This is a genomic window from Paeniglutamicibacter sp., assembly GCF_046714615.1.
Lineage (GTDB): Bacteria > Actinomycetota > Actinomycetes > Actinomycetales > Micrococcaceae > Paeniglutamicibacter.
Genome location: NZ_JBKKAP010000039.1, coordinates 69,531 through 94,686 on the forward strand (window position 1 = coordinate 69,531; position 25,156 = coordinate 94,686).

Below are 25,156 nucleotides of genomic sequence, written 5' to 3' on the forward strand. Positions count from 1 at the left end.
ATTCTCATTTAACTTATGGTGATTCCCATGTCACACGAAAAATCACTTACCAAGCGCCGCGTCCAGGCCGCTGCCACCACCCGCAGGTTGCACATGGGAACCGGCATTCTGGCGCTCATTACTGCCGGAACCCTGCTGGCGGGATGCGCCTCCAGTGCGCCCGGCCAGGCCGCACCCGCACCGGAATCTTCGGCAGGGAGCCCGAGTGCCAAGATCGCTGAGGCCGGTACCGCCACGCCCCGGCTCGTGCTCACCTACGACGGGGGACTGCTGGTCGCCAATGCACGCGACGGCGCGATCCTCTCGGACCACAGGCTTGAAGGATTCAATCGCGTCAACCCCGCAGGAGATGGCCGCCGCGTGCTCGTCTCGACCGCCGGGGGATTCCAGGTCCTGGACGCCGGGGCGTGGTCCGAGAAGCACGGGGAACACGCCCACCACTACACCGCCGAACCCGCGCTGACCGAGCTGGTGTTCCCGGCCGGGAAGCCCGGGCATGCGGTGGTCCACGCCGGCCACACCGCACTCTTCGACGACGCCACCGGCAAGATCAACATCTTCGAATCCACCAAGTTGGACAACAAGGAACTTCCGCGCACCGACGACGTGGCGCTGCCCGAAGCCCACCACGGGGTGGCGGTGCAGCTCTCGGACGGGAAATTGCTGGTCACCGACGGAACCTCGGAGGCGGTCAACGCGGTGAAGCTGCTCTCCGCCACGGATGCCAAGCACCGGCGCACCACAGTGGCCGAATCCAAGCAGTGCCCGGGTGTCCATGGCGAGGCTGTTGCCAAGGACGAGGCCATGGTGGTCGGCTGCGAGGACGGCATCCTGGTCATCAAGGACGAGAAGATTTCCAAGCTCGAAGCACCGGATGCATACGGCCGCATCGGAAACCAGGCCGGCTCCGAGGCCTCGTCAGTGGTGCTCGGGGACTACAAGAGGGACAAGGACGCCGAGCTTGAACGCCCGCAAACCTTCTCGCTGACGGACACCGCCACCAATACCCTCAAGCTCATCAACATCGACTACAGCTATTCGTTCCGCTCCTTGGCCCGCAGTGCCGGCGGGGACGCGCTGTTGCTGGGGACCGACGGCAAGCTGCATGTCTACGACGTGAAGAACGGGAAGGAAAAGAAGGCCATTGCCGTGGTCGGCGCCTGGGAAGAACCGATCGATTGGCAGCAGCCGCGCCCGACGGTGCACGTCTCAGGGGATACCGCCTATGTCACCGAACCGGCTACCAAGGAGTTGCACTTCGTGGACCTGAAGACCGGCAAGGTCTCACGGAGCGTGACCCTGCCAGAAGTTCCCAACGAGATCACCTCGATCAAGGGATAGAGGGAGCCCCCGTCTCCCGGGAAACAAAAAATCGTGGGTCGATGCCGTTCCCCTCGAACGGCATCGACCCACGATCGGTTCATGGTGGCGCTAGCCGGCGGTGACCAGCTCGACGCTGACAGGAGTCGGGTTGGTGAAGATGTCCAGCACCGGGCAGTGCTCGTCGACGGTTGCCTGCAGTTCCTCGTAGCGCTCGCGCGTCTCCGGGCCCTCGATCTTGACCGTCAGGCGCACCTCGCCGAAGCCTGGACGAACGGTCTCCTCGACGCCGAAGAGGCCGCGAACATCCAGGTCTGCATCGGCGTTGATTTCCAGCGAGTCGATCTTGATGCCCAGCTGGTGCGCGTACAGGCGGTAGACCACGATCTGGCAGGAAATGAGTGCACCGAGCGCAAACTCGACCGGGCTTGCCGCGGCGTCGTCCCCGGCCAGTGCCTCGGGCTCGTCGACAATGAAGCGGTGGTTGCCGGCGGTGATTTCGCTGGACACCGAACCGGTGGACACTCCGCTGGCCTTGAAGGTCAGCGCCGCGCTGGCGGTGTTGGCGGCAATGCGCTCACCCCAGGCGGTGCCCGCGGCGGTCAGCCTCTCGGCGCGAACCGAATCAAGGGTGCTATCGATCAGGGTTTCGGACATGGGAAACGATCCTTTCGTGGCTGGCGCATGCGCTTGCACGACGCCATACTTACGCCGCTCCTGTTGGGCGGCGCCGAATCTTCACCTGGAGCACCCCGCTATGACGAAGAGGGTTGCTGTCCGGCCGACCAGGGTCGTGAGTGGCAGGAGCTCGTGATTCTGTGTACGAGTGTTGTCGATTTCATGGTGCCCGCGCAACGCGGGCACTTAACAAATCTTCACGATCAATCGCCCATATATCGAACAAGTGCCTGTCAAGGTGCCGAATATTGCCAAATTGGCGAATGGTTCGAAGTGTTTGGATTTGTTCGGCGAAGTAACTGCGTTGTCTGACTCGGGAGATTTCGATGCTGGAAGGCCCCCGTCAAGTCGCGCTCGCCCGGGAGATGACGGCATTCGAGAGGAGCGGTTGTCATGAGACGCGGCAAACGCCGGTGGTTCAACTACGCCTGCTGCGACATCGGCCCCGGCCCTCCACGTGAAGGGCCGGGGGCCGATGGCCGGTTTCGTGCGGAGGTTAGCTCTCGCGTCGCGGGGCATCATTGGCGTTGAGCTTCGAAAGCAGGTCGGCGAAGCGCTTGATTTCCTCGGGGTCCCATGAAATCAGCCGGTTCCTCAACAATTGGCGCGACGCCGCGCTAGAGGCAAGGTATCCGGCACGTGCGGTGTCGGTGATGCTGACCAGCATGGCCCGGCCGTCGTTCGGATCCGGGACGCGGGTGACCAGGTTCTTGGCCTCGAGCCATTTGATCATCCGGCTCATGGTGGCCTTGTCCACCTGGAGTTCCTCGGCCAGGATGATCTGCTGCTGGGCGTGCTCGCGCGCAAGGATGGAGAGCACCTTGTAGCCCAGCGGCTGAAGTTCCGGATGGATGGCTGCGGCGCGCTTGCGAATGGCCTGGCGCGCCTTGACGACCATGATCGAAAACTCTTTTTCCACGTCTTCGATCAGTGGATCAAGGGTTCCGGGGTCTGCTGCCGGTCCCGGGTCGGGGCGGGAATCGGAGAACGGTGAAGTCATGGGAATCATTTTAGTGGTGATGCGCCGTTTCGAAGTGTTCGCGACGGCGCGTTTGCCATTCCCGCACGACCGCCACTTTGGTCACGAGTTGCTCTACTGCCCCAATCGTGTCCATGGCGCCGATCGCGTCTGCTGCGAATGTGGTCAATGCGGCGGTTTGTGCCGGTTTGAGCGCTCAGCGAATTCAGGACAAAACAATCGGCCCGAGGGCTTCACGTAACCACTTGTGACGGGCAGAATTGCTAATTGTTGAACCCCGCCAAACGATGGAGAACACCATGGGCACGATTCTCAACCCGTACATCAGCTTTCGCGACACGGCGCGTCCCGCGCTCGAGTTCTACCAGACGGTCTTCGGCGGTGAGCTGGATTTGCGCCCCTTCGCGGACTTCGAGTTCGCCAAGACCGATAATTCCGATGACGACAACAAGATCATGCACGGGCACCTGCGTGCACCCAATGGCTTGAACCTGATGGCGGCCGACACCCCTGCCGACATGGAGTGGAAGGGCGGCACCGCCATTTCCGTCACCCTCAGCGGTGACGACAAGGAAGAAATGACCGGGTACTGGGAAAAGCTCAGCGAAGGCGCCAAGATCGGCGAGCCGCTGGCCCAGGCGCCGTGGGGCGACTGGTTCGGCATGCTGACCGACAAGTTCGGAGTTGACTGGATGGTCAACATTGACGGGCCCGGCAGCCCCGAGCAGTAAGCCCCGGCGCCACCGATGATTGAGTGCCGACGGTGCCAACCGGCATGAAAAAATGCGTGGGTTCGACCGTGAGAGGTCGAACCCACGCATTATTACGCCATTGACAGCCGGAAGCCAGCCGGCGACCACAGGTGCATCCGGCCTGCGGCCAGTTGCCCCACTGCCACGCCGCCTCTGTCGGGCTCACAGTTCATTCGGTCCTGCCGCGGGGTTTCTCCCTGTAGCCCCATGCCATGATCGATGCCGAACGCGGCGTCTATGGCTTCATCAAGATCGTCAAATAGGGGCAGCGTTTCAACGACTTGGGTCCAGCGTTTGAACGAGTTGGACCCGACCGGTGCCGGTTTTCCTTGACCGTTCGTGCCTTGGCGGACCAGACTCGGGCGTAGTCAACGCGATATTTCCAGAAACCGAGGGTGCCCCGATGGAAGACGAACTCGATCTCATTGTGATTGGCTGGGGCAAGGGCGGAAAAACGCTTGCCGGAAACATGGCCCGTGCCGGGCAACGTGTGGCAATCATCGAGGCCTCGGCGGAGATGTATGGCGGCACGTGCATCAACATCGGATGTGTTCCCACCAAGGCGCTGATCCATGATGCCGAAGTCCGCGCCGATACCGGCTTCGACCATGAATACTTCGACACCGCGGTCCAGCGCCGCGACAAGCTCACCGCCATGATGCGGGCCAAGAATTTCTCCATGCTCGACGGCCTGGATGCGGTCATGACCATCACTGGCCGGGCAAGCTTTATCGGCCCGCGACGCATCAGGATCGAGGCGGGGGCGGAAACCCTCGAGCTGGGTGCCCGCCGGATCATCATCAACACCGGTGCGGTACCCGCGATCCCGGACCTCGACGGCGCGCGCATCGGCGGGCGGATCCACGACTCCACCACGCTGCAACACGCACCGCTTCCCAGATCCCTGGTGGTGGTCGGCGGTGGATACGTCGGAACCGAATTCGCCTCGATGTTTGCGCACTTCGGCTCGAAGGTCACCGTGCTGGACCGCGGGGCACGGGCGCTGAAAAAGGAGGACGAAGACGTTGCCGCCGAGGTGCTCAGTGCCCTTGCCGACGTGGGGGTCGAGGTCCGTGTGGGCGCCAGCGTGCAGCGCATCAGGCAAGATGCCGACTCCGCGAAGGTGAGCTACAACCAAGGAGGGCAGATGCACGAAATCGAGGCCGACGCGGTGCTCATTGCCCTCGGGCGCACCCCCGCCACCGGCGGGCTGAACCTGGAAGCGGCGGGCATCGAGCTCACCGCAACCGGAGCCGTCAAGGTCGACGAACGCCTGTCCACCACGGCCGAGGGCGTGTACGCGATGGGGGACGTGAACGGCGGGCCGCAATTCACCTACGTGTCCCTTGACGACAACCGCATCGTCGCCGACGCGATCCTGGGAACCGGCAAGCGTTCCACTGCGGACCGCGTCGCGGTTCCCCACACCATCTTCACCACCCCGCCTCTGGCCCGCGTCGGGCTCAGCGAGGAGACGGCCCGAGCCCAGGGGCTGCGGATCAAGGTCGCCGTCAAGAAGGTTGCCGAGATTGCCGCGATGCCCCGACCCAAGATCGTGGGTGATGCGCGTGGCATCATCAAGGTCGTGGTCGACGCAGACTCCGACCGGGTCCTGGGCGCGGCCCTCATGCACGTGGATTCCCAGGAGGTCATCAATTTGGTCGCCCTGGCCATGCGCCAGGGAGTCCCCTCGGCCGCGCTGCGCGATTCAATCTTCACGCACCCCTCGTCGACGGAGGCGCTGAACGAGGTGCTCGGGTCATTCACCCGCTGAGTCCTCCTCGGTCACCCGCTGAATCCTCCTCGGTCACCCGCTGAATCCTCCTCGGTCACGCGCGGACCCGGATGCGGTGAGAGGCAGCCGGAGACCATAAGATGAGAGCGTGCAAGACCTGCTGACCAGCCTGGGCCCCGCACTCGACCTCATAGGGTGGGTGGCGCTCATTGCCGCGGCCGGATTCTATGCCTTTGCCCTGGCCGAACGCCGCCGGGATGCGGAATGGAAGACCGCCGGTTATGAGATCGCCGTGCTCGAGGGGCAGGAATGCCTGGTCTTCCACACCGCGGACGGCACCGTCCGCAGCGAGCTATTGGTGCTCGAACACCCGCGCGTTCCCGAGGGCGAGGCGCTGGTCTACTACCGGGACGACAAGACCGGATCCTGGCAACTGGAAAAGCCGCGCTCAAACGTGCGCTTCCTCTATTGGACGGCCGCGTCCCTGCTGGCAGGCTTTCTCCTGAGCCAGGTCCTGGGCATCATTGCCCAATGGGACTAATCTTCGGCCGCAAGCGGCAGGGCGAAGATCCTCGAATCCGCCCCCTCGTTGGTGGCCACCCACAATTCCCTGCCCACCACCAGCGCATCCCGCAACCGTCCCTGCTGGCCCGTCAGCAACTCGCGGGCACCGTGGAGCGCGCCGCCGGTCGGGGGCGTTCCCTTCGGAAGAGGCAACACCCAGAGCCGTTCGCCGCGCAGGCACGCCACATAAGCCGTGTCACCGGCAATCGCCAGCGCGCTGGGCGAGGCCTCTGAGGTCTTCGCCCACACATGGATCGGGTCCACGAATCCCGGATCGTTCGCCACCCCGGTGACCTGGGGCCACCCGTAGTTGCCTCCCGCACGGATCAGGTTCACCTCGTCGTTCTTCTCTGGACCCAGCTCGCTGATCCACAGTCGACCTGTCGAATCCCAGCCGAGTCCCTGCACGTTCCGGTGCCCGTAGGAATACACCGGCGAACCGGCAAAGGGATTGTCCATCGGGATGCCGCCCTCGAGCTGGATCCGCAGGACCTTGCCGTTGAGGCGAGCCGTGTCCTGGGCCGCCTGCCGGTCTGTGGCATCGCCGGTGCCGATATAGAGCAGGCCGTCGGGGCCTAGCTTGATGCGCCCGCCGTTGTGGATGCCGGCACGGGGAATGCCGGTCAGGATGTCTTGGGCGGGCCCCAGCCCGGCATCTTGCAGCGCGAAGCGCACCACCCGGTTGTCACTCTCAGTGCCCATGTAGGCGTAGAGCCACTCGGCCCCACCGGGTTCGGTGAAGATCTCCAGTCCCAGCAGGCCGGCCTCGCCGCCCGGAACCACCTGCGGCAGATGGGCCAGGGGAGTGAGCCTGCCGTCGGGGGCGAGTCTCATGATCCTGGCGGTGTCCCGTTCGGAGATGAGGTGGCTACCGTCTTTGCAGGCAACCATTGACCAGGGCGTGTCGAGGCCCGATGCCTTGAGGGTCAGCCGGGGGTCGGTGCCGGTGGGCGTCGGAGTGGGCGTCGCCGTGGCGAGGGGGACCTCCGGGGAGGAACACGCAGCCAGGGTCGCCAGGCCCAGGGCGCCGCCCCAGGCAAGGACGGTGCGGCGATCCACGTCGGGGCCGGCCGCGGGCCCACGAGCCTTCATGGCCCGAGTCTAGAGCGCATCGATCGGTGGACGGAAGCGTTTGCCCATGGCCACAAAAACGGCCCAGGTCTTCCGGAATCACCGCAGGACTTGCCGGTGACCCCGGAAAATCCGGGCCGCTAGATGGGGGTGCTACTTCTTCGCGGCCGTCAGCGAATCGACCCATTCCTGGTTTTCGGAGATCCACTGGTCCACGATCGGGGCGTATTCCTGGGTGTCGGCGCCGTTGAACATGGCGTTTTCCAGGGAGAAGAGGTGCTCGTCATCGATCTTGAAGTCCTTCATCCAGCCGGCGAGGGTGGGGAAGTCTTCCTTGAAGGTGAGGCTGCCATAGGTGCTGATGTGCTCGGCGTCGCCCAGCGTGCCCTTGGGATCCTTGAGGTCCTTGATATCGAAGGCGTCGTAGGCCCAGTGCGGACGCCACAGGGTCACCAGGATGTCGTCGCCGGCACCCGTGGCCTTCTTCAACTCGGTCAACATGGCCGGGGTGGAAGAAGTCACGAAATCCATCTTCTCCAGGCCGTACTGCGGGATGACGCGGTCGTTCATTGCCTTGGTCAGCCCGGCGCCCGGGTCGATGCCCACAATGCGGTTGCCGAACATGTCAGCCTTGCCCGCAAGCTCGTCCAGGGACTCGATGTCTGCGTCCTTGTTTACGGCAACGGTCAGCTTGGCGTTCTCGGTCCAGGTCCCCAGTTCGACGATCTTGTCACCGTACTTTTCGGCCTGGGTGGCGTGGGTTTCCGGCAGCCATACGTCCATGGCCATGTCGAAGTCGCCGGTGGAAATGCCGGAGAAGACCGGTGCGACATCGGCGCTTGTGAGCGTCACGTCGTAGCCCTTCTTGGCCAGGATGCGCTCCCACAAGTGCGACACGGCAAGGCCTTCGTCCCAACCGGCGAAGACGCCGACGGTGAGCTCCTTCTTGTCGCCGTTCTCCGGGCCGGCAGCGGCCCCGCTGTCGGAACCGCAAGCGGTCAACGCCAACGTCGAGGCCGCAGCCACGGCCATCAGTGATGCGAGTTTTTTCCTCATGATTCGTGCCTTTCTCGACGGCCCCAGGGTGCGGGGCCGCTAATGGGGGAGTTGTTACGCTGCAGCGTGCTTCTTGGACCTGCTGAGCGAGGCGGTGACGCGATCAAGGAAGATCGCGAGGATGACGACGGCGAGACCGGATTCCACGCCCAGCGGGGTGTTCAGACCGGTAAGTGCCTCGTAGACGGCCCCGCCGAGCCCGCCGGCGCCGACCATGCCGGCGATGACAACCATGGAGAGCGAGAGCATGATGATCTGGTTGATGCCGGCCATGATGGTGGGCATGGCCAGGGGGATCTGGATTTGGCGCAGGATGCGCAGGGGCGAGGCGCCGAAGGCCTGCCCGGCCTCGACGACTTCGCTGTCCACGGACCGGATGCCCAGTTCGGTGAAGCGGGCGCCAGGCGCCAGGGCAAAGATGATCGTGGCCACGATGCCGGGGACCGGCCCGATGCCCAGCAACAGCAGCACGGGAATCAGGTACACGAAGGCAGGCATGGTCTGCAGGAAGTCCATCACGGGCTTCACGACACTGGAGACCGCGCTGGACTTGGCAGCGGCGATGCCCAGCGGGACCGAGATGATAACCGCGACCACGGATGCCACCAGCACCAAGGCCAGAGAGTGCATGGCGTTTTCCCATTGGTTCATGCCGTAGATCAGCAGGAACCCGACGATGCTGCCCAGGGCCAGTTTCCAGCCCTTGAGCCAGAAAGCCAGGCCGGCGAGCACGATGATGATGGCCCAGAACGGAGGGGTGGTGAGGACCCAGTCGAGTCCTTCGTAGAACTGCCCGAAGAAGGCCTTGACGCCGTCGAAGAAGACACCGAGGTTGTCGATGACCCAGTCAAGGGCGCTCTCCGCCCATTTGCCGACGGGAATCCTGAATAAGTCGTTGGCCATTAGAGAGTGCCTCCCTTTTCACCCGATGGGTCCTGGGCGAAAATTTCCGGTTGTTGGCTGCCGTCGTCGTTTCCCGCGCTCTGTCCCGGGACCACGATCTGGATTGCATCGGTCGTTGAGGGGACGTTGCCCAGGGCCGCCAGCAGCGTTGCGCGTGCAACCGCGCCAACCAGCCGGCCCTTCTCGTCGACGACAGGCAGGGGAGTGTTGCTTTCCACGGACCGGCCGAACAGGTCGTTGAGCGCGGTTTCGGCGGCAACCGCATCGTCGGCTCGTGCCAGGATCTCCGTCAGGTCCGAGCCTCCGCGGTCGATCAGGGCCATGACCTCGCGGTCGGTGACGATGCCGCGGAAGTTGCGGTGGCGGTCGATGACAAAGGCGCCGGAGCTCTGCTGCTCACGCATCGTCAGCAGGGCGGCGCGTGCGCCTCCGCTGATGCTGACCACGGCGCGCGGGTTCTCCATGACGCTGCCGGCGGTCAGCACGCGAGTGCGGTCCACGTCGCGGACGAACGACGCCACGTACTCGTTGGCCGGGTTCGTGAGGATTTCATCGGGGGTGCCGATCTGAACGATTTCCCCGTCGCGCATCACCGCAATGCGGTCCCCGAGGAACATGGCTTCGTTCAAGTCGTGGGTGATGAAGATGATCGTCTTGCCAAGGTCGGCTTGCAGGGAGGCGAGCTGCTCCTGCATGTCGCGGCGGATCAACGGGTCAAGTGCGGAAAATGCCTCGTCCATGAGCAGGATGTCGGTTTCCGAGCACAATGCCCTGGCCAACCCGACACGTTGCTGCATGCCGCCGGAGAGCTGTCCGGGGTATTTGTCTCCCCAGCCGGTCAGCCCGACGGTTTCAAGCATTTTTGTGGCCTGCTCGGTGCGCTTCATCTTGCCTACGCCCTGGATCTCCAGTGCGTAGGCGGCGTTTTCCAACACGGTGCGGTGCGGCAACAGGGCAAAGTGCTGGAAGACCATGGATACGCTCTTTTGCCGTACCTGGCGCAGGCGCTTGCCGGAGATCTTGCTGATGTCGGTGTCCCCGACGTGGACCGAGCCGCTGGTCATGGGCAGCAGTCCGTTGAGCATGCGGATCAATGTCGACTTGCCGGAACCGGACAATCCCATGACCACGAAGATCTCGCCTGGCTTGACCTCAAACGAGGCATCAATGACGGCTGCGGTGCCCATGGGGGCGACGTCCTTGCGTGATTGCCCGTCCTTGAGGGCCTTCACCGCTTCGTGCGGTTTGCGCCCAAATACCTTGAAGGCATTGGTGACACGTAGGGCCGGTGAAGGCGGTCCTGTTGTTGAATTCATGCGTCATTCCATCCACGTGTTGCGCGGGATATCCGGCACCACGATTTGTGCATTCTTGTTCACTTGGCCGTTGCATTCGGCTGGTGAGCCTCGCGCAAACGGATGAGACTTAGGCCATCCACGGTAACAGCCCGGCGCGGAAAGATAACAATTCTTCGGCGATTTCCAGCCAAACTTGGACGTAGTTTTAGTGTTCGAACCCGCGTAATTCCGCATCAGGATCGGCGTTTCGACATCGTCAAATCGACGATTTGATGAAAATCAATTTACGATCGATTTGCCTCCGATCGACTGGTCAACATCGAGCGTCGAATCCGGTGTTTTGTAAATAATTTTTGGTCGCTATTCGACGATATTTGTTGAATCAATCACATTGGACAAGGGGTCGGATCGTGGGCCCAAGCGGACCCGATAAAGTCCGTTGGTTGGGCGCGAGGTAAAAGCAAGAGATGATGGAACCACACGATTTTCTTATTACCACCTCCCTCGCGGTTCGCGCAGCGGCGGCGGGAGATTCAAGGAGGCACCCTCATGAGCGAGGCCATTAATATCGGTTCCGTCGACAGCATCGACGAAGGCGAAGCCATCGTCATTCCGTCCGAGGACAATGGAACCAAGGACGACATTGCGGTGTTCCACGCCGAGGATGGCAACTTCTACGCCATCAACGACGAATGCACGCACGAGACGGCTTCGCTGGCTGACGGCTGGATCGAGGGCACCGAGGTCGAGTGCCCGGTCCACGCGGCCAAGTTCTGCCTCAAGTCCGGCGAGGCGCTCTGCCTTCCGGCCACCGTGGGTGCGCGCACCCACAAGATCGAGGTCAGGGACGGGGAGCTGCTGCTCTACCCCGAAACCCCGGCCGTCTAGGGACGCCGCTGCGCCAAGGCGCGAAAAGGTCGCCGGTCCATGCCCCTGGGGGGTGCGGGCCGGCGACCTTTTTTGTTTAGGTGGATTTGTGCCGCCTTGGTACGTGTCGGTGGAGGGCGGCCGTACGAGGACATGAGCGGGAAATTATTGAACAGTGTTCAATCCCGGGTGTACGGTGAACCTTGAATCCATTGAACGGTGTTCAGTTCCTCCTTGCGGGGTGCCGGGCACCGCGCCCCACCGGAAGGCCATCGATCTCCATGACCACGATCCACGCAAGCACGAACATCGTCGACCGCCCCCAGGAAGCCGACCACACCAAGGATTCTGCGGGGGTTCTCGACGTCGCCGAACTCGCAGCGCGAGTCTCCGCCGGGCACCGGCTCACCGCCCTAGAGGCGCTTGACATCCTGAACACCCCCGATGAAGGCACCTTGGCCCTGGTGTCCGCGGCGGGGACGCTGCGACGCAAGCACTTCGGCAACACCGTCAAGGTCAACTACCTCGTGAACCTCAAGTCAGGGCTCTGTCCCGAGGACTGCACCTACTGCTCCCAGCGACTCGGGTCCAAGGCGGAGATCCTGAAGTACACGTGGCTCAAGCCCAACGAAGCGGTGCACCAGGCCGGGCTCGGCATTGCCGGCGGCGCATCGCGCGTGTGCATGGTTGCTTCAGGGAAGGGCCCGAGCGATCGCGACGTGGACCGCGTGGCAACCATGATCGGACAGCTCAAGGACGAGCACCCGGACATCGAGGTCTGCGCCTGCCTGGGGATCCTCAAGGCAGGCCAGGCCGAACGACTCGCCGCGGCCGGGGCAGACGCCTACAACCACAACCTGAACACCGCAGAATCCCTGTACCCGGAGATCTGTTCCACCCACACCTTCGCCGAGCGCGTCGACACCGTCGGCCAGGCCAAGGACGCCGGGCTTTCCCCGTGTTCCGGGCTCATCGTGGGCATGGGCGAGACCCGGGAACAGCTCGTCGAGGCCGTCTTCGCCCTGCGCGAGCTGGATGCTGACTCGATCCCGGTGAACTTCCTGATGCCCTTCGACGGGACCCCGCTGGCCGGGACCTGGCACCTGACCCCGATGGCGTGCCTGCGCATCCTGGCCCTGGTCCGACTGGCCGCGCCCGCGGCCGAGCTGCGCATGGCCGGCGGCCGCGAAATGCACCTGCGTTCCCTGCAATCCACGGCCCTGGCCGTGGCAAACTCGCTGTTCCTGGGCGACTACCTCACCAGTGAGGGCCAGGACGCGCGGCGGGACCTGGAAATGATCTCCGATGCCGGATACGTGGTGCTCGGACAGGAGGACATCGATCCGGCCGAGCTGGCTGCACGCCTGCGCCACCGGGCCGGCGAGGCCCCCGCACCGAGCGAGGCCCAGGGCTGCGGCAGCTCCTGCGGATCCGGCTGCGGGGCCGGAGCCTCGCTGGGCTGCGGCCCGGCCCACGGCGGCGAGCCGGTGTTGCGCCGCCGCGGTGCCGGGACCGACGAGACCCCCAACGCATGAGTGCCGCAGCCGGCCTCGTGACGCGTGGGCAGGACCTGCTCGCCCGGGACGCGGGATTGCTCTGGCACCCCTACGCCTCCCTGGACGCCGGAGCGCACTATGCGGTGGAAGCGGCCCACGGCGTCAGGCTTTCACTCGGCGGCGAATCGGGCACCCACGAGGTCATCGACGGGATGGCGTCCTGGTGGTCGATGGTGCACGGGTACCGCCACCCGGCGTTGGATGCCGCGGCGCACGCCCAAATCGACAGCTTCAGCCACGTCATGTTCGGCGGGCTCACCCACTCCCCGGCGGTGGAACTGGCCGAACGGCTCGTGGCCATGGCCCCCGGGCAGCTGGGCCACGTGTTCCTGGCCGACTCCGGATCCATCTCCGTGGAGGTGGCGCTCAAGCTCGCCCTGCAATACCAGCATGCCCGCGGGCACGGCACGCGCCAGCGCTTCCTGGCCCTGCGCGGCGGCTACCACGGGGACACCTTTGCGGCGATGGGCGTGTGCGATCCGGTGGACGGCATGCACGCGGCCTTCGCACCGATGGGCCGCGAACAGGTCTTCCTGCCACGCCCTCCGGCCGCCCGACTCGACTCCGCCGGGCACTGGGAGTCAGACGCGACCGAGCTGGCCGCATGGGAGGAAGCGGCCAGAAGCATCGCCGCCGCACACGCCGAGGAGATTGCCGGCATCATCTGCGAACCGATCCTGCAGGGCGCCGGGGGCATGTACGTCTACGCGCCAAGGGCGCTGCGCATCCTGCGCGAGATCGCCGACGAACACGACCTGCTGCTGATCGTTGACGAGATCGCGACCGGGTTCGGACGCACCGGCGAGCTCTTTGCCAGCGAGTGGGCACAGGTGGATCCCGACGTGATGTGCGTGGGCAAGGCGTTGACCGGCGGCTACCTGTCCCTGGCGGCGATGTTGTGCACTCCGGCGGTGGCGCGGGCGCTGGGTGATGCCGGCCAAGCCCTGCTGCACGGACCCACGTTCATGGGCAACCCGCTGGCCTGCGCCGTGGCCAACGCCTCGCTTCGGCTGCTCACCGGCGACGGCGATCCGCGCTCATCCTCCGCCCCCTGGCGATCCCAGGTCTCGGCGCTGGAAGCCGGGCTGCGCAAGGCCCTGGCTCCCGCGCGTGCCTTGTCCTGCGTGAAGGAGGTCCGCGTGCTGGGAGGCGTCGGCGTCATCCAGCTCTCCGAACCGGTGCGTGTGGCCGAGCTGACCGAAGCCGCGGTGCGCCGCGGGGCCTGGGTCCGGCCCTTCCGCGACCTGGTCTACGTCATGCCGCCCTACGTCGCCACCGCCCGGGACCTGGGGATCCTGGGCTGCGCCCTGGTCGAGGCGGTGGGAGAAGTCCATGGAGACTAGCCGGAAGTTCGCCGCCCATACGCCAACCACGGCTCCGGCGCCCGCATGGGAACGGTGGCTGGGGGACAGGGCGCGGGTGCGTTCCGCCCGCGGGCTGCACCGCGTGGAAAGCAACCGCGAGCTGCTCATGGACCTGGCCTCCAACGACTACCTCGGGCTCAGTGGCCACCCGGAGGTGCGGGCCGCAGCCGCGGACGCCGTTCACCGCTACGGGGCAGGGGCCGCTGCCAGCCGCGTTGCCACCGGCACCCTGTCGGTGCACCGCGAGCTCGAGGTCGCCCTGTGCCGCTACACCGGCAGGGCCTCGGCCCTGGTCTATTCCAGCGGGTACACCGCGAACCTGGGTCTGCTGCAGGGCCTCGGCGGACCGGGCAGCCTCTTCATCCTTGACGCCCACGCACACGCCAGTCTGATCGACGGCGCCCGCCTATCCGGCGCCAAGGTGGCCACGGCCGCGCACAACGACCTCGCGGATCTTGAGCGGCTGCTGGAGGCGAACCGCGACTCCGCCACCGGCGCCCCGCGCGTGGCAGTGGTCCTCGAATCGGTCTATTCGGTGCTTGGCGATGCCGCCCCGCTGGCGGCCGCAGCCGAACTTTGCGCCCGCCACCAGGCATTGCTGGTCATCGACGAGGCCCACTCGCTGGCCGCCACGGCACAAGGCTCGGCGGTGCGCGCTGCAGGGCTGGCCGACTGCTCCCACGTGCTGGCCACCGCCACGCTTTCCAAGGCCCTGGGTGCCCAGGGCGGCGCGGTGCTGCTGGGCGGCGGGCAGGCCGGCGCGCTGCGCGAGCACCTGGTCAATACCTCTCGCACCTTTCTCTTTGACACCGCGCTGGCCCCGGCCGCCGCGGGAGCCTCCCTTGCCGCGCTGGGACTGGCCGACGCCGCATGCCTGGGCCGGCTGGCGGCCAACGCCTCCCTGATACACGAAACCCTGGCCGCCGATCCGCGGCTGCGACCACGCATCGAGCAAGGTGCGGGAGCTGTGCATTCGGTCATGATGCCGGACGCACCCTCGGCAGTTCGGGCAGCCGCATCCCTGCGCGCCCGCGGCATTGCCGTTGCATGTTTCAGGCCACCGAGCGTTCCCGACGGGGTGTCGCGGTTGCGGATCACCGCGCACGCCGACCACGACCCCACTGACTTGCTCGCCGCCCTGCACACCATTGCCCGGACCATACTGGAGGAAGAATCATGAGTTGTCCTTTTGCCGCTACGCGCGCAAGGCTCGCCGAGCTGGCGCCGCTGGCCGGACCGCTGCCCGATGCCTACCCGGAAGAGGTCAACCGCCGCTACCGCAGCATCGAGGACCCCAACTTGGTGCGCCGGATCCTGCTGCGCCCCGAGGACTTCACCCCGGCCAATGCCCTGGACACCGCCATCGACCTGGAACCTGCCGCCCTGCGCATCCTGGCCTCGGCGAAGTTCTCCCTTCCGCCGGTGCTTGCAAGCGCCAGTGGATCCGAGCACCTCGCTGTCCGCAGGGTGGTGGCCAGGTTCTTCAGCCCCGCGAAGGTGGCAGCGCAGGCCGAGCCCATCAGTCAGCGGGTGGACGGGATCTGCGCGGAGCTTGCGGAGCAATACCGCAGCGGCGAGCACATCGATCTGGCACACCATCTGGCAGCAGTGATCCCGCCGGAGGTCATGCAGCGGCTCACCGGGGTCCCGATCCCGCCCGCCGAAGAGCTGAAGCGCTGGAGCCAGGATTCGCTGGAACTCTTCTGGGGCTGGCCCGACGCACAACGCCAGGTGGAACTTGCTGCAAGCGCCGCGCAATTCCATGCCTGGCTCGATGCCTCCGTGGCCGAGTCCGTGGCCCGCGACGACGGGAACCTCTATGCCGCGTTGCACCACTCCGGGGTCGACCCGGCGAGGATCCGCTCGCTGGGATACTTCCTGACCATTGCCGGACAGGAAACCACCGCGATGCTCATCCAGACCACGCTGCGCACCGCCCTGCACGAAGGCCGCTGGGCCCAGTGCACCGAAGCAGAATCCACGGCGGATCTGGTGAGCCAGGTGCTGGCGCAGGCCTCCTCGGTACCGACCTGGCGCCGAGAGGTCGCCGCGGACACCGAACTGGACGGGGAACACTTTGCCAAAGGGGAGCAATTGGTGCTCATGCTCTCCGGCGGGGTCCTGGGGGAGGAGGACGACGACTCGCTGGCCTTCGGCTTCGGGATTCACCGCTGTCTGGGCGCGGGGCTGGCGCGGATGGAAACCGAGGTGGTGCTGAGTGCCGCGGCCCGCGCCTTGCCGGGCCTCGAGCCGGCCGGCGAGGAACCTGACTGGATGCACCTGCTCTCCTTCCAGGCACCTCGGACCGTATGGACTTCCCCGGCCATGGCGGGGGCAGCGGCATGATCCTCGTGGTCACCGGGACCGACACCGACGTCGGCAAGACGGTTGTCACGGCAGCCTTGGCCGCCTGCGCCCTGGGGACGGGTGCACGAGTGGCCATTTACAAGCCGACCCAAACCGGTGTGGAACCCGGGCAGGGCGGGGATGTGCACTCGATCGGCGACTGGCTCGGGAATTCGCCGGCACTGACCTTGGAAGAAGGCGCCCGGCTGGCCGATCCCATGGCGCCGGTGGACGCTGCCCTGCACGCCGGCGGGATTGCCGCAGCCGAGGCACTGCCCACCCTGGCGGACCACGTGCGACGCGTCCAAGGACTGGCGCTGGAGCACGGGGTCGTCATCGTCGAGGGTGCCGGCGGACTGTTGGTGTCCCTGACGCTTACAGGGGAAACCATCGCCGACATGGCCCGCGCGCTTGGAGCGCGTTTGGTGGTGGTCACGCGTCCGGATCTGGGCACGTTGAACCACACGGCGCTGACCCTGGAAGCCGCGGTCTCACGCGGCTTTGCCGACGGCGTATTGGTGCTCGGAAGCTTCCCGGCCGAGCCCACCGCCCTCCATGAACGGAACCGGACGAACCTGCGCGAGCTGGCGGAGCGGAACCGGTGGACCTGGGTGCCCGGTCCTCCGGCGGCAGCCGTCGCGGCGGCGGAGAAGGAAACGACGCAGCGGATCCTGCACGCGGCCGGCCGGAAGCTGGCCCCGGTGTTCGATGACCAGCCGGCTGTTGCCCATGCTGCATCCAGCCCAGGCGCAGCGGGTTAGGTTCCGCACGCAGGGCAGGGCAGTCAAGGCGAGATACAAGCAGGCACGGTCCCCGCATCCGGTTGAACGGGTGCAGGGACCGTGCCTGTCGTTGTTGTTCGTTTGCGCGCCGAATCTACAGTGCCAGGGCCGCGTCCTGCGGCTTGGCCGGGGAATGCTCGGCTGCACTGCCCATGGAATCAAGAATGGCCTGTAGCGTGGCAGGACCGTGCTGGTGCAGGCAGGCCCCGGCGACGAAGCGGTCCGGGCGCAGGAAGATCATCGGCGTCGGGCGCTCGTTGAACCACTTCTTCACCGTGCCGGTGTGATCGCCGAGCACCAAAACGTCCTTGTCCATGTGTTCGGTGGCCCATGCGCGCTGGGTTTCGGGAACGATGGCTACCAACTTGGCACCGAGCGCCTCAAGGGCCTTGAGAGAGTGCACCGGGAGCACGTCCTTGGGGCTGTTTCCCCAGACCAGGACGGTCCACCAGTTGCCGATGACGTCATCAAGCAGCTGGTTTTCGCCGAGCCTCGAGTTCACCCGAGGCTGCGGGAACTGCACGCCGACCGGGGAGACCTTGTTGTTGGCGGTGAGTACCGGGATCAACTTGCTGGTGAGTTTCGCTGCGGCGTTGCCGGTTGCCTGGGTGGTGGGGTCCGCCAGCACGCCCACGGTGTAGCGCGGCATGGGCTTGAAGCGCATGTCGGAGAAGTAGCTCTTGGCCGAGGGGAAGAGGTTGAGCACCGAGGAGGCAGCATCGCGCGCTGCCACCGCCAGCGGGTTGGTGAGCTTGATGACCGAGCCCAGCGTCATGGACAAATCGACCATGGCCTTGGCATGGTCCTTGCGCTCGGAGGTGTAGGTGTCGAGGATGTCATCGCCGGCGGTGCCGGTCAGCACGCTGGTGAGCTTCCAGCCCAGGTTGGTGGCATCGCGCATTCCGGAGTTCCAGCCCTGGCCCATCCACACCGGCATCAGGTGCGCGGCGTCCCCGGCGATCAGCTGGCGGCCCTTGCGGAAGGATCCCGCCACGCGACCGTGGTGGGTGAAGACGCGGCGGCGGATGTAGGAAAGGTTGTGGGGGTCAGGGACGTGGTCCTTGAGCATCTCGGCGACCCACTCCTTCGAGGTGACCACCGATTCGTCCTCGTCGTCGTGGAGCATGAATTCCCAGCGGCGGACCGCGTGGGGCAGGCCGATGGAGACGTAAGGGCGCTTGGGGTCGGCGCCCAAAAAGACGTTCGGGGTGCCCAGCGGGTCGTTGTCGACATCAACAACGAGCCAGCGGGTGGATGGCGAATCTCCCTCGAAGCTCACGCCCATGCGCTTGCGGGTCGGGGACTTGCCGCCCTCGCAGCCCACCAGGTACTGCGCCGAAAAACGGGTCTCGGTTTCGGTGCCGTCGGCGTTGGTGACGCGGGCGATGGCGGTGACGCCGGATTCGTCCTCGATGACGTCCTCCACCTGGTGGCCGAAGTGCACGTTGATGTTTGAGTACCGGGCCAGGCCCTCATACAGGGCCTTGTCGACCTCGGGCTGGATGAAGGCATGCTTGCGGTCCCAGCCGAATTCCTGGGTCTGCGGGTTGTTGATCATGATGGTCTTGCCGGAGCCGTTGACCAGGCGCATGATGTGCTGCGGGGCGGTGTGCGGCAACACGGTGTCAACCAGGCCCACGGTCTGGATGGTGCGCAGCGACTCGTCGTCAAGGCCCACGCCGCGCGGGTAGTCGATGAGCTCGTCGCGGGCTTCGAGCACCGTGACGCTGCGGCCGTACATCCCCAGGATGTTGGCGAGCATGAGGCCGGCGGGACCGGCTCCGATGATCAGGACTTCGCTGGCGGGGATGCTGTTCATGGCCACATCAAACTTTCCGTGTGTAAATAGTGCACAACCTATTCGGTATCTGCACAACTAGTGAGAACTAGTTCACCAGTCGTTGTGATGCACGTCAAAGTCAGTGTGCCATCTGTTGGCACGACCTTGGCGCGTCCGGCACCCCGCACGGGGGAGGGACTATGCCAGCGAGGCCTCGAGCGCGCGGGCGGCCTGCTGCAATGCCGCGACGGCGGAGGTGGCCTGGTCCCGGCGCACGGTGATCAGGTTCAGGCAGGCGGGGACGCCGCAGATGCCGCGGTCAAGCGGCACGGCCAGGCCGTGCATGCCGGGCTCGACCTCGCCGAACGTCTGCGCATATCCCTTGGTGCGGGCGGCGGTGACGCGGGGATCCTCCCCGGCGCGCGCCGCTTCGCTGGCCAGTATCGCGTGCCCCGCAGCGCCGAGGTCCAGCGGGTGCCGCGAAGCTTCGGCGAATGACACGTGATAGGTGCCGGAGGTCGGTGCGGTGACCCGCAGGGCGATGGCCTCGTCGCCCTCGCGCACGATCAGGGCCAGGGTGGCGCCCAGCTCATCGGCGTAGCGGCGGAGCACCGGCTCGGCGGCCGCCAGCAGCGAGTGGTAGGCCGAGGCGGAAAGGGAGAGCAGCCCCGCGGCGCCGCGGTAGCGGCCATCCGCACCGCGGTGGAGCAGCTGGGCGTCGCAGAGCGTGTTGAGCAGCCGGTAGGCGCCGGTGCGGTGGATGCCGGCGTGCTCGGCGACCTCGTTGATGCCCAGCCCCGCCGGGGTGCCCGCCACCAGGCGCAACACCTCGAGCCCGCGGGCCAGGGTCTGGGATCCGGCAGTTCGGGACGTGGAGGCAGAGGGCGCGGTTGTTGGCTCGTTCACGTTCTTGATCATGGCACAGTGCCCGGGACTCAGGCGACGGTGATGACGATCTTGCCGTTGGTTTCCCCGGCCATCATCGCCGCGAACCCCTCGTGGATGCGCTCCAGGGGCAACACTCTGTCGATGCGCGGACGCAGGCCCGTGGTGGCCAGCATGCGCAGCATCGCGACCATTTCGTGGCGGGTGGATCCGGTGGAACCGAGCACGCGCAGCTGCTGGTAGAAGATGCGGCCCAGGTCGGCCTCCGGGCTGGTGCCGGAGGTCGTTCCGGCGATCACGATGGTTCCGCCAGGACGCAGGCAGCGCATGGAGTGTCCCCAGGTGGCCTCGCCGACGGTCTCGATGACCAGGTCCACGCGCTCGGGCAGCCTGGCACCGGATTCGAACGCCTGGTGCGCGCCGAGCTCCAGGGCCAATGCGCGCTTTTCCTCGGTGCGGCTGGTCGCGTAGACCGTGGCGCCGGCGGCGGCGGCCAACGCTATCGCCGCGGAAGCCACCCCGCCGCCGGCGCCCTGGACCAGCACCCGGTCCCCGGCCTTGAGCTGACCCTGGGTGAATAGCATGCGGTAGGCGGTCGACCAGGCCACGGGCAGGCAGGCAGCCTCCGCGAAGGAGAGTTGCTCGGGCTTGGGAATCACGCAGCGGTCGGGCACCACGATGTATTCGGCGAAGCCGCCGTCGTGGGCCTCGGAGAGCAGGGCGCGGTTGGGGTCCAGGGTCTCGTCCCCGTTGCCGGCATCCGGGTCGGCGATCACCGGGTAGATGATGACCTCCCGGCCGTCGTCGGTGACCCCAGCAACGTCGCAACCCAGGATGATGGGGATGTTCTTGGGATCATGCCCGACCCCGCGCAAGGTCCACACATCATGCATGTTCAGCGACGAGGCCTTGACCTTGACGCGGGTCCAACCTGCCGGCGGAACCGGTGTGGGGACCTCGCGCAGTTCGAGGCAGGCAAGCGGGTCGTTGGGGTTCTGGGCGTGGGCGACGGCTGCAAGCATGGCTGTGGGATCTCCGGAAATTCGTGGCGGAAGGTGGCGAAAGGCGGTGTCTAGCTACTGACTAGGCGCACGGCGCCGAGTGAAGAGACAAGCATGCGCCGGTGACCACAACGCCCGTGCCGGCAAGATCGGCAGCGGGCGGGCAGGACTGGGAAGGCATGCGTCCATCATTGCCGGTGCCCAACGCGGGCAACAGGCACCGTGCCGGGTGGCGGCACGATGTCGGAGGGCATTGGCCAGCTGACAAGGGGCGCCGCGAGCTCGCTCTTTCCGGATCATCAAGAAGCCTGCTCGGATGCGAAACGATGGCCGTGGGGTCGTCCATGGGCAGCGTTTTCCCCTGCCTAGCTAAAAGATGCCGAACTTCTCCCGCCCGAATGCCAATAGCTCACTGATCTTTCGGGTCGGTTCAAGCCCCGCCGGGTAGGCCAACCCGAAGGCGTTTTCCGGAACCGGCTCGACAATTTCCTTGAGCACCAGGGGGAGGCCCTCCTGGCTTAGAGGCCCGGGCCAGATGCTCAGCAGCACCGAGTAGGCCAGGCCTCGGCCAACCAAGGACCGGATGGTTTCCGTACTCGAGGACCTCCATCGCACATCCGGCTCAAACCCCATGGACCGGATCATGGCCTCAACCAGCGTTCCTGCAGGTTTCACGTCCGAGAGCACCGCCGGCAGACCGGCGAGGTCGGTAAAGGAAATCTTCTCCTGGAGCGCCAGCGGATGGTCCGCGGAGAGCAGGACCTTGGGCACGACCGGGGCGATCGCCTCAAATGCACTATGTGAGACGACATGGCCGCGGAGTATGAAGCAGGCGTCGAGCGTGCCGTCCAACATTTTTTCCTGCAGTTCGGTCGAAGACCCCTCGTCGAAAGCGACATCGACGTTCGGATGGTTCTCTGCGAAATACTGGATCATTTCGGGAATGATGCGTGATGAGTAGGCTCGATAGCACCCCACGCGCAACGCCCCGCTCAGGTCCCCCTGGAGCTCGCCAACCACGCTGCCGAGCTCAGCCGTTTGTCGCAGGATCCTGCGCGCCCGGGCCGCCACGCTCTCGCCCGCAGGCGTGAGCACCGACCCCTTGGACTTGCGCCGAATTGCCAGCGGGGCGCCGAGTGCCGCTTCAAGTTGGGTCAGCGCCAGCGATACCGCCGTCTGCGAGACAAATAGCTCCTCCGCCGCTGCCGCCAGCGATCCGGTCTGGGCTACGACGACCAAATATCGCAGTTGCCTGAGGGTCACCTCATTCACAAGTTTTCCTTAGGTAGATTGCGCGCAACATGTGTTTTACAAAGGATATGGCCTGGCGCACAGTTGAGGGAAGCAAGTGAGCGGCCTCACGCATGATTCTCTCCAAAGGACAACAAGACATGAGCAAGCATTCCGGTCCATATGTGGTGGCCCTTGGCACGGCGGGCGGTCCGCGCTGGTGGACCGGTGAAGGTGCCGGCGAACGCCAGGGCATCGCCACCGCCGTCGTGGTCAACGGATCCGCCTACCTGGTCGACTGCGGCCACGGAGTGGGCCGCCAACTCATGCTTGCCGGCATCGAGCTCGGTTCCCTCAAGGGCATTTTCATCACCCACATGCACTCCGACCACACCGTCGACCTCGCGTCCATGACCGTGTTCGGGACGCTGGCCCTGGCTGCGCAGGGCGCCGAGCCGGTCAAGATCTTCGGTCCAGGAAACCGCGGCATGTTGCCACCGGTCTCCACCCACGTTTCCGGCCAAGATCCCGAAGCCGTCGGCGGGGGCGATCCGACCCCCGGGGTGGAAGGCATGTTCAAGCACCTGGTCAACGCATACGCCACCGACCTGAATGATCGGATATTCGACACCCTGCGTCCTTCTCCGCACGAGAAGTTCACAGTGCAGGACATCGAACTGCCCAAGGACCTCGGCTACCACCCGAATGCCAACCCGACCCCGGCCATGGAACCGTTCCTCATCCATGAAGACGAAAACGTGAGGGTGACTGCCATCCTGGTGGAACATCCTCCGGTGGCTCCGGCCTTCGCATTCCGCTTCGACACCGCCGACGGCTCGGTTACGATTTCCGGTGACACCGCGCCCACCGAGAACCTGATGCGCCTGGCGCGGGGCACGGATCTGCTCATGCACGAGGCCATCGACTTCGACTGGGTGCGCCGGGGCTATGCACACGAATCGCCGCAGGCAGCCGAGGCCGGAATGGAACACCATCGCAAGTCCCACACTTCGGCCCGGCAAGCCGGCGAACTGGCCACACGTGCCGGAGCCGCGCGCCTGGCCCTGCACCACTTGGTGCCGGGAACCGCGGATCCGGAAGTCTGGGCCCAGGCGAAGGAAACCTTTGCCGGGGAGCTGTTCGTTCCCAGCGACTTGGATATCATCCCGTTCCATCGTCCGTCACCCGACGTTCCCCCAGTGACGGAATCACACGTACTCCAGCCCATAAGCCGTTAGGCGATCTCACCCCTCCTCCTGAGAGAAGCAGCAATCATGACCAAGCATTCATCGGTCTCCCAATCCGCGTCACATGATCCACGGCAAATGCGCCGCGTCCTGTTTTCCAGTTACCTCGGCAGCGTCGTCGAGTTCTACGATTTCCTGCTCTACGGCATTGCCGCCTCACTGGTCTTCGGCCAGGTGTTCTTTGCAAACCTTGACCCGATGGTGGGCACCATCGCATCCTTCGGAACCCTGGCCGCGGGATACCTCGCCCGCCCCTTGGGCGGCATCATCTTCGGCCACTTCGGGGACCGTGTGGGCCGCAAGTCCATGCTGGTGATCACCATGACGCTCATGGGAGTGGCCTCCACCCTCATTGGCTTGATTCCCACGTACAACCAGATCGGCATCGCCGCGCCGATCATCCTGGTGTTCCTGCGCGTGATCCAGGGCATCGCCGTGGGCGGCGAATGGGGCGGTGCCGCGCTGATGAGCCTGGAACACTCCACCAAGCGCCGCCGCGGTTTCTCCGCCAGCGTCACCAACATGGGTGGCCCCTCCGGCGCACTCCTGGCCACGCTCATCATGACCGCCTGCTCCACCATGCCGGAGGAAAGCTTCCTGGCCTGGGGCTGGCGCATCCCGTTCCTGCTCAGCGCCGTCCTGGTCGGGCTGGGAATGTTCATCCGGTTGCGCATCCAGGAATCTCCCGTCTTTGCCGCTGCACAGGCCGCCGCGGCAGCGGAGCGCAAGTCGGCAACGGGTGCCAAGAAGCCCTCGGTGCCGCTCTTCGAGGTGCTGCGCCACTACCCCAAGAACGTCCTGTTGGCCGCGTTCGGCGGGGCCGGGGCATTCGTCATCCAGGGTCTGCTGGCCACCTTCGCCATCACCCTGGCGGTGGGCGGCGGAGCCGACCGCACCTCCGTCCTGATGGTCCACGGCATCGGCTCGTTCCTTCACATCTTCACCATCCCGCTCTTCGCCGCACTCTCGGACCGGGTGGGCCGCCGCCCCGTCATGATCAGCGGTGCGCTGGCCGCCGCGCTCATGGCCTACCCGCTCTTCCAGATGCTGGCCACCGGGGACATGGGATGGGTGCTTGCCGCCTTCCTGATCGGCAACCCGCTGATCCAGGCCTCGATGTACGGGCCGCTGGCGGCATTCATCTCCGAAATGTTTGGCACGACCTCGCGGTACACCGGCGCCTCGCTGGGTTACCAGCTGGCCTCGACGCTGGGCGCAGGGCTGGCCCCGTTGCTGGCCGCGACGCTGCTGACGGTTGGCCACGGCAACCCGGTATGGGTTTCCGTTATGGTCGCCTCGATCTGCGTGATCAGCGCGCTCGCCATTTTCCTCACCAAGGAATCGCATAAGCTGGATCTGGACGGTGACCGACCCGAACCCGCAATATCGGCGGTAGGGGCAGAGGCGACGCGAGCCTCGTAGCCAGGAGAATTACCCGGACGATTCCTGCTCTGGATCGTTGACAAGGTCCAATCGCCGGCGGTTTCGACCCGTTGGAGGGCAATGTCCGCGGCAGGCGCCTTTAGGCGTCTGCCGCGGACATTGTTGTCTTTTCAGCAGCCTGTTCGTGTTTCCTGGAACCGATTTTGCCGTGTGCATGTTGCACGGCCACCTCGCTCCCAGAAGTCGTTGTTTTTCGAGGGGCGGGGCACCGGCAAGATCCCATTGCGGTCCGTTCAAGGGTGTTCCCAGGGAATCTGACCGCAAATGCGCAGCATCTTTGCTGAGGGGTCACGGGAGGC

At 65.5% G+C, this 25,156-nt stretch carries 22 protein-coding genes and 1 riboswitch; of the genes, 12 read left to right on the forward strand and 10 right to left on the reverse strand.

Annotation, left to right across the window (positions count from 1 at the left end; translation table 11 throughout):
- The first annotated feature begins 27 nt into the window (after positions 1-27).
- Positions 28-1,341, forward strand: a complete 1,314-nt coding sequence (gene aztD / locus ACLQ7E_RS04855; RefSeq protein WP_411731431.1) for a zinc metallochaperone AztD — start codon at positions 28-30, stop codon at positions 1,339-1,341.
- A 90-nt stretch (positions 1,342-1,431) separates the two neighbouring features.
- Here the strand turns inward: aztD and ACLQ7E_RS04860 are convergent, their stop codons facing one another.
- Entirely contained in the window at positions 1,432-1,977 is a 546-nt protein-coding gene (locus tag ACLQ7E_RS04860; protein ID WP_411731432.1) for an OsmC family protein, read from the reverse strand.
- Between the two features lie 40 nt (positions 1,978-2,017).
- Positions 2,018-2,136: riboswitch (SAM riboswitch) on the reverse strand.
- Positions 2,137-2,494: 358 nt separating this feature from the next.
- Positions 2,495-2,998 carry a MarR family winged helix-turn-helix transcriptional regulator gene (locus tag ACLQ7E_RS04865; RefSeq protein ID WP_411731433.1) on the reverse strand — a complete coding sequence of 168 codons (504 nt, stop codon included), beginning with the start codon at positions 2,996-2,998 and terminating at the stop codon, positions 2,495-2,497.
- A gap of 278 nt (positions 2,999-3,276) precedes the next feature.
- Between ACLQ7E_RS04865 and ACLQ7E_RS04870 the strand changes: the two genes are divergently transcribed.
- The 3 genes from ACLQ7E_RS04870 to ACLQ7E_RS04880 all read left to right on the forward strand — a co-directional run bounded on the left by ACLQ7E_RS04870 (position 3,277) and on the right by ACLQ7E_RS04880 (position 6,005).
- Entirely contained in the window at positions 3,277-3,708 is a 432-nt protein-coding gene (locus ACLQ7E_RS04870; RefSeq protein ID WP_411731434.1) for a VOC family protein, read from the forward strand.
- Positions 3,709-4,132: 424 nt separating this feature from the next.
- Complete coding sequence (locus ACLQ7E_RS04875; RefSeq protein ID WP_411731435.1) at positions 4,133-5,503, forward strand: FAD-dependent oxidoreductase; 1,371 nt, start codon at positions 4,133-4,135, stop codon at positions 5,501-5,503.
- 109 nt (positions 5,504-5,612) lie between these two features.
- Positions 5,613-6,005 (forward strand): hypothetical protein, encoded by a 393-nt coding sequence (locus tag ACLQ7E_RS04880; protein ID WP_411731436.1) that lies wholly within the window; start codon positions 5,613-5,615, stop codon positions 6,003-6,005.
- Here the strand turns inward: ACLQ7E_RS04880 and ACLQ7E_RS04885 are convergent.
- The 4 genes from ACLQ7E_RS04885 to ACLQ7E_RS04900 form a co-directional block, all read right to left on the reverse strand.
- Positions 6,002-7,120, reverse strand: coding sequence for a PQQ-dependent sugar dehydrogenase (locus tag ACLQ7E_RS04885; RefSeq protein WP_411731438.1), 1,119 nt, complete (start codon positions 7,118-7,120; stop codon positions 6,002-6,004). The two genes, ACLQ7E_RS04880 and ACLQ7E_RS04885, sit on opposite strands and share 4 nt — an antisense overlap.
- 132 nt (positions 7,121-7,252) lie before the next feature.
- Entirely contained in the window at positions 7,253-8,155 is a 903-nt protein-coding gene (locus ACLQ7E_RS04890) for a glycine betaine ABC transporter substrate-binding protein (protein WP_411731439.1), read from the reverse strand.
- Positions 8,156-8,209: 54 nt separating this feature from the next.
- On the reverse strand, positions 8,210-9,058 hold the full coding sequence (locus ACLQ7E_RS04895; protein ID WP_411731440.1) for an ABC transporter permease: 849 nt from the start codon (positions 9,056-9,058) through the stop codon (positions 8,210-8,212).
- Positions 9,058-10,374, reverse strand: a complete 1,317-nt coding sequence (locus ACLQ7E_RS04900) for a quaternary amine ABC transporter ATP-binding protein (RefSeq protein WP_411731441.1) — start codon at positions 10,372-10,374, stop codon at positions 9,058-9,060. Before ACLQ7E_RS04900 ends, ACLQ7E_RS04895 begins: the two co-directional genes overlap by 1 nt.
- Before the next feature lie 531 nt (positions 10,375-10,905).
- Here ACLQ7E_RS04900 and ACLQ7E_RS04905 point away from each other — a divergent pair.
- From ACLQ7E_RS04905 to bioD, 6 genes are all read left to right on the forward strand, one after another.
- Positions 10,906-11,244, forward strand: coding sequence for a non-heme iron oxygenase ferredoxin subunit (locus ACLQ7E_RS04905; RefSeq protein ID WP_411731442.1), 339 nt, complete (start codon positions 10,906-10,908; stop codon positions 11,242-11,244).
- 260 nt (positions 11,245-11,504) lie between these two features.
- Positions 11,505-12,758: a biotin synthase BioB gene (gene bioB / locus ACLQ7E_RS04910; RefSeq protein WP_411731443.1), complete on the forward strand. Its 1,254-nt coding sequence runs from the start codon at positions 11,505-11,507 to the stop codon at positions 12,756-12,758.
- Positions 12,755-14,122 carry an adenosylmethionine--8-amino-7-oxononanoate transaminase gene (gene bioA / locus ACLQ7E_RS04915; protein ID WP_411731444.1) on the forward strand — a complete coding sequence of 456 codons (1,368 nt, stop codon included), beginning with the start codon at positions 12,755-12,757 and terminating at the stop codon, positions 14,120-14,122. Before bioB ends, bioA begins: the two co-directional genes overlap by 4 nt.
- Positions 14,112-15,323, forward strand: coding sequence for an aminotransferase class I/II-fold pyridoxal phosphate-dependent enzyme (locus ACLQ7E_RS04920; RefSeq protein ID WP_411731445.1), 1,212 nt, complete (start codon positions 14,112-14,114; stop codon positions 15,321-15,323). Before bioA ends, ACLQ7E_RS04920 begins: the two co-directional genes overlap by 11 nt.
- The gene (locus ACLQ7E_RS04925; protein WP_411731446.1) at positions 15,320-16,489 is read left to right on the forward strand and encodes a cytochrome P450; all 1,170 of its coding nucleotides are present in this window, start codon (positions 15,320-15,322) and stop codon (positions 16,487-16,489) included. The genes ACLQ7E_RS04920 and ACLQ7E_RS04925 overlap by 4 nt, the downstream gene beginning before the upstream one ends.
- Entirely contained in the window at positions 16,486-17,250 is a 765-nt protein-coding gene (bioD, locus tag ACLQ7E_RS04930; RefSeq protein ID WP_411731447.1) for a dethiobiotin synthase, read from the forward strand. Before ACLQ7E_RS04925 ends, bioD begins: the two co-directional genes overlap by 4 nt.
- A gap of 115 nt (positions 17,251-17,365) precedes the next feature.
- On the opposite strand, the gene ACLQ7E_RS04935 is transcribed toward bioD, so the two are convergent.
- The 4 genes from ACLQ7E_RS04935 to ACLQ7E_RS04950 form a co-directional block, all read right to left on the reverse strand.
- Positions 17,366-19,090 carry a bifunctional 3-(3-hydroxy-phenyl)propionate/3-hydroxycinnamic acid hydroxylase gene (locus ACLQ7E_RS04935; RefSeq protein ID WP_411731448.1) on the reverse strand — a complete coding sequence of 575 codons (1,725 nt, stop codon included), beginning with the start codon at positions 19,088-19,090 and terminating at the stop codon, positions 17,366-17,368.
- A 159-nt stretch (positions 19,091-19,249) separates the two neighbouring features.
- Entirely contained in the window at positions 19,250-19,957 is a 708-nt protein-coding gene (locus ACLQ7E_RS04940) for an IclR family transcriptional regulator (RefSeq protein ID WP_411731449.1), read from the reverse strand.
- A 29-nt stretch (positions 19,958-19,986) separates the two neighbouring features.
- Entirely contained in the window at positions 19,987-20,958 is a 972-nt protein-coding gene (locus tag ACLQ7E_RS04945) for a zinc-binding dehydrogenase (RefSeq protein WP_411731450.1), read from the reverse strand.
- A gap of 348 nt (positions 20,959-21,306) precedes the next feature.
- Entirely contained in the window at positions 21,307-22,209 is a 903-nt protein-coding gene (locus ACLQ7E_RS04950) for a LysR family transcriptional regulator (RefSeq protein ID WP_411731451.1), read from the reverse strand.
- Positions 22,210-22,328: 119 nt separating this feature from the next.
- On the opposite strand from ACLQ7E_RS04950, the gene ACLQ7E_RS04955 reads away from it, so the two are divergent.
- Both ACLQ7E_RS04955 and ACLQ7E_RS04960 read left to right on the forward strand, forming a co-directional pair.
- Positions 22,329-23,405, forward strand: coding sequence for an MBL fold metallo-hydrolase (locus ACLQ7E_RS04955; protein WP_411731452.1), 1,077 nt, complete (start codon positions 22,329-22,331; stop codon positions 23,403-23,405).
- Between the two features lie 36 nt (positions 23,406-23,441).
- A complete protein-coding gene (locus tag ACLQ7E_RS04960) occupies positions 23,442-24,836 on the forward strand; it encodes an MFS transporter (protein ID WP_411731453.1) in 1,395 nt (464 codons plus the stop codon).
- The last annotated feature ends 320 nt before the right edge of the window (positions 24,837-25,156 follow it).

Coding starts and splice junctions, on each gene's coding strand:
- aztD (WP_411731431.1), top strand. CDS start 28: ATGTCACACGAAAAATCACTTACCAAGCGCCGCGTCCAGGCCGCTGCC.
- ACLQ7E_RS04860 (WP_411731432.1), bottom strand. CDS start 1,977: ATGTCCGAAACCCTGATCGATAGCACCCTTGATTCGGTTCGCGCCGAG.
- ACLQ7E_RS04865 (WP_411731433.1), bottom strand. CDS start 2,998: ATGACTTCACCGTTCTCCGATTCCCGCCCCGACCCGGGACCGGCAGCA.
- ACLQ7E_RS04870 (WP_411731434.1), top strand. CDS start 3,277: ATGGGCACGATTCTCAACCCGTACATCAGCTTTCGCGACACGGCGCGT.
- ACLQ7E_RS04875 (WP_411731435.1), top strand. CDS start 4,133: ATGGAAGACGAACTCGATCTCATTGTGATTGGCTGGGGCAAGGGCGGA.
- ACLQ7E_RS04885 (WP_411731438.1), bottom strand. CDS start 7,120: ATGAAGGCTCGTGGGCCCGCGGCCGGCCCCGACGTGGATCGCCGCACC.
- ACLQ7E_RS04890 (WP_411731439.1), bottom strand. CDS start 8,155: ATGAGGAAAAAACTCGCATCACTGATGGCCGTGGCTGCGGCCTCGACG.
- ACLQ7E_RS04895 (WP_411731440.1), bottom strand. CDS start 9,058: ATGGCCAACGACTTATTCAGGATTCCCGTCGGCAAATGGGCGGAGAGC.
- ACLQ7E_RS04900 (WP_411731441.1), bottom strand. CDS start 10,374: ATGAATTCAACAACAGGACCGCCTTCACCGGCCCTACGTGTCACCAAT.
- ACLQ7E_RS04905 (WP_411731442.1), top strand. CDS start 10,906: ATGAGCGAGGCCATTAATATCGGTTCCGTCGACAGCATCGACGAAGGC.
- bioB (WP_411731443.1), top strand. CDS start 11,505: ATGACCACGATCCACGCAAGCACGAACATCGTCGACCGCCCCCAGGAA.
- bioA (WP_411731444.1), top strand. CDS start 12,755: ATGAGTGCCGCAGCCGGCCTCGTGACGCGTGGGCAGGACCTGCTCGCC.
- ACLQ7E_RS04920 (WP_411731445.1), top strand. CDS start 14,112: ATGGAGACTAGCCGGAAGTTCGCCGCCCATACGCCAACCACGGCTCCG.
- ACLQ7E_RS04925 (WP_411731446.1), top strand. CDS start 15,320: ATGAGTTGTCCTTTTGCCGCTACGCGCGCAAGGCTCGCCGAGCTGGCG.
- bioD (WP_411731447.1), top strand. CDS start 16,486: ATGATCCTCGTGGTCACCGGGACCGACACCGACGTCGGCAAGACGGTT.
- ACLQ7E_RS04935 (WP_411731448.1), bottom strand. CDS start 19,090: ATGAACAGCATCCCCGCCAGCGAAGTCCTGATCATCGGAGCCGGTCCC.
- ACLQ7E_RS04945 (WP_411731450.1), bottom strand. CDS start 20,958: ATGCTTGCAGCCGTCGCCCACGCCCAGAACCCCAACGACCCGCTTGCC.
- ACLQ7E_RS04955 (WP_411731452.1), top strand. CDS start 22,329: ATGAGCAAGCATTCCGGTCCATATGTGGTGGCCCTTGGCACGGCGGGC.
- ACLQ7E_RS04960 (WP_411731453.1), top strand. CDS start 23,442: ATGACCAAGCATTCATCGGTCTCCCAATCCGCGTCACATGATCCACGG.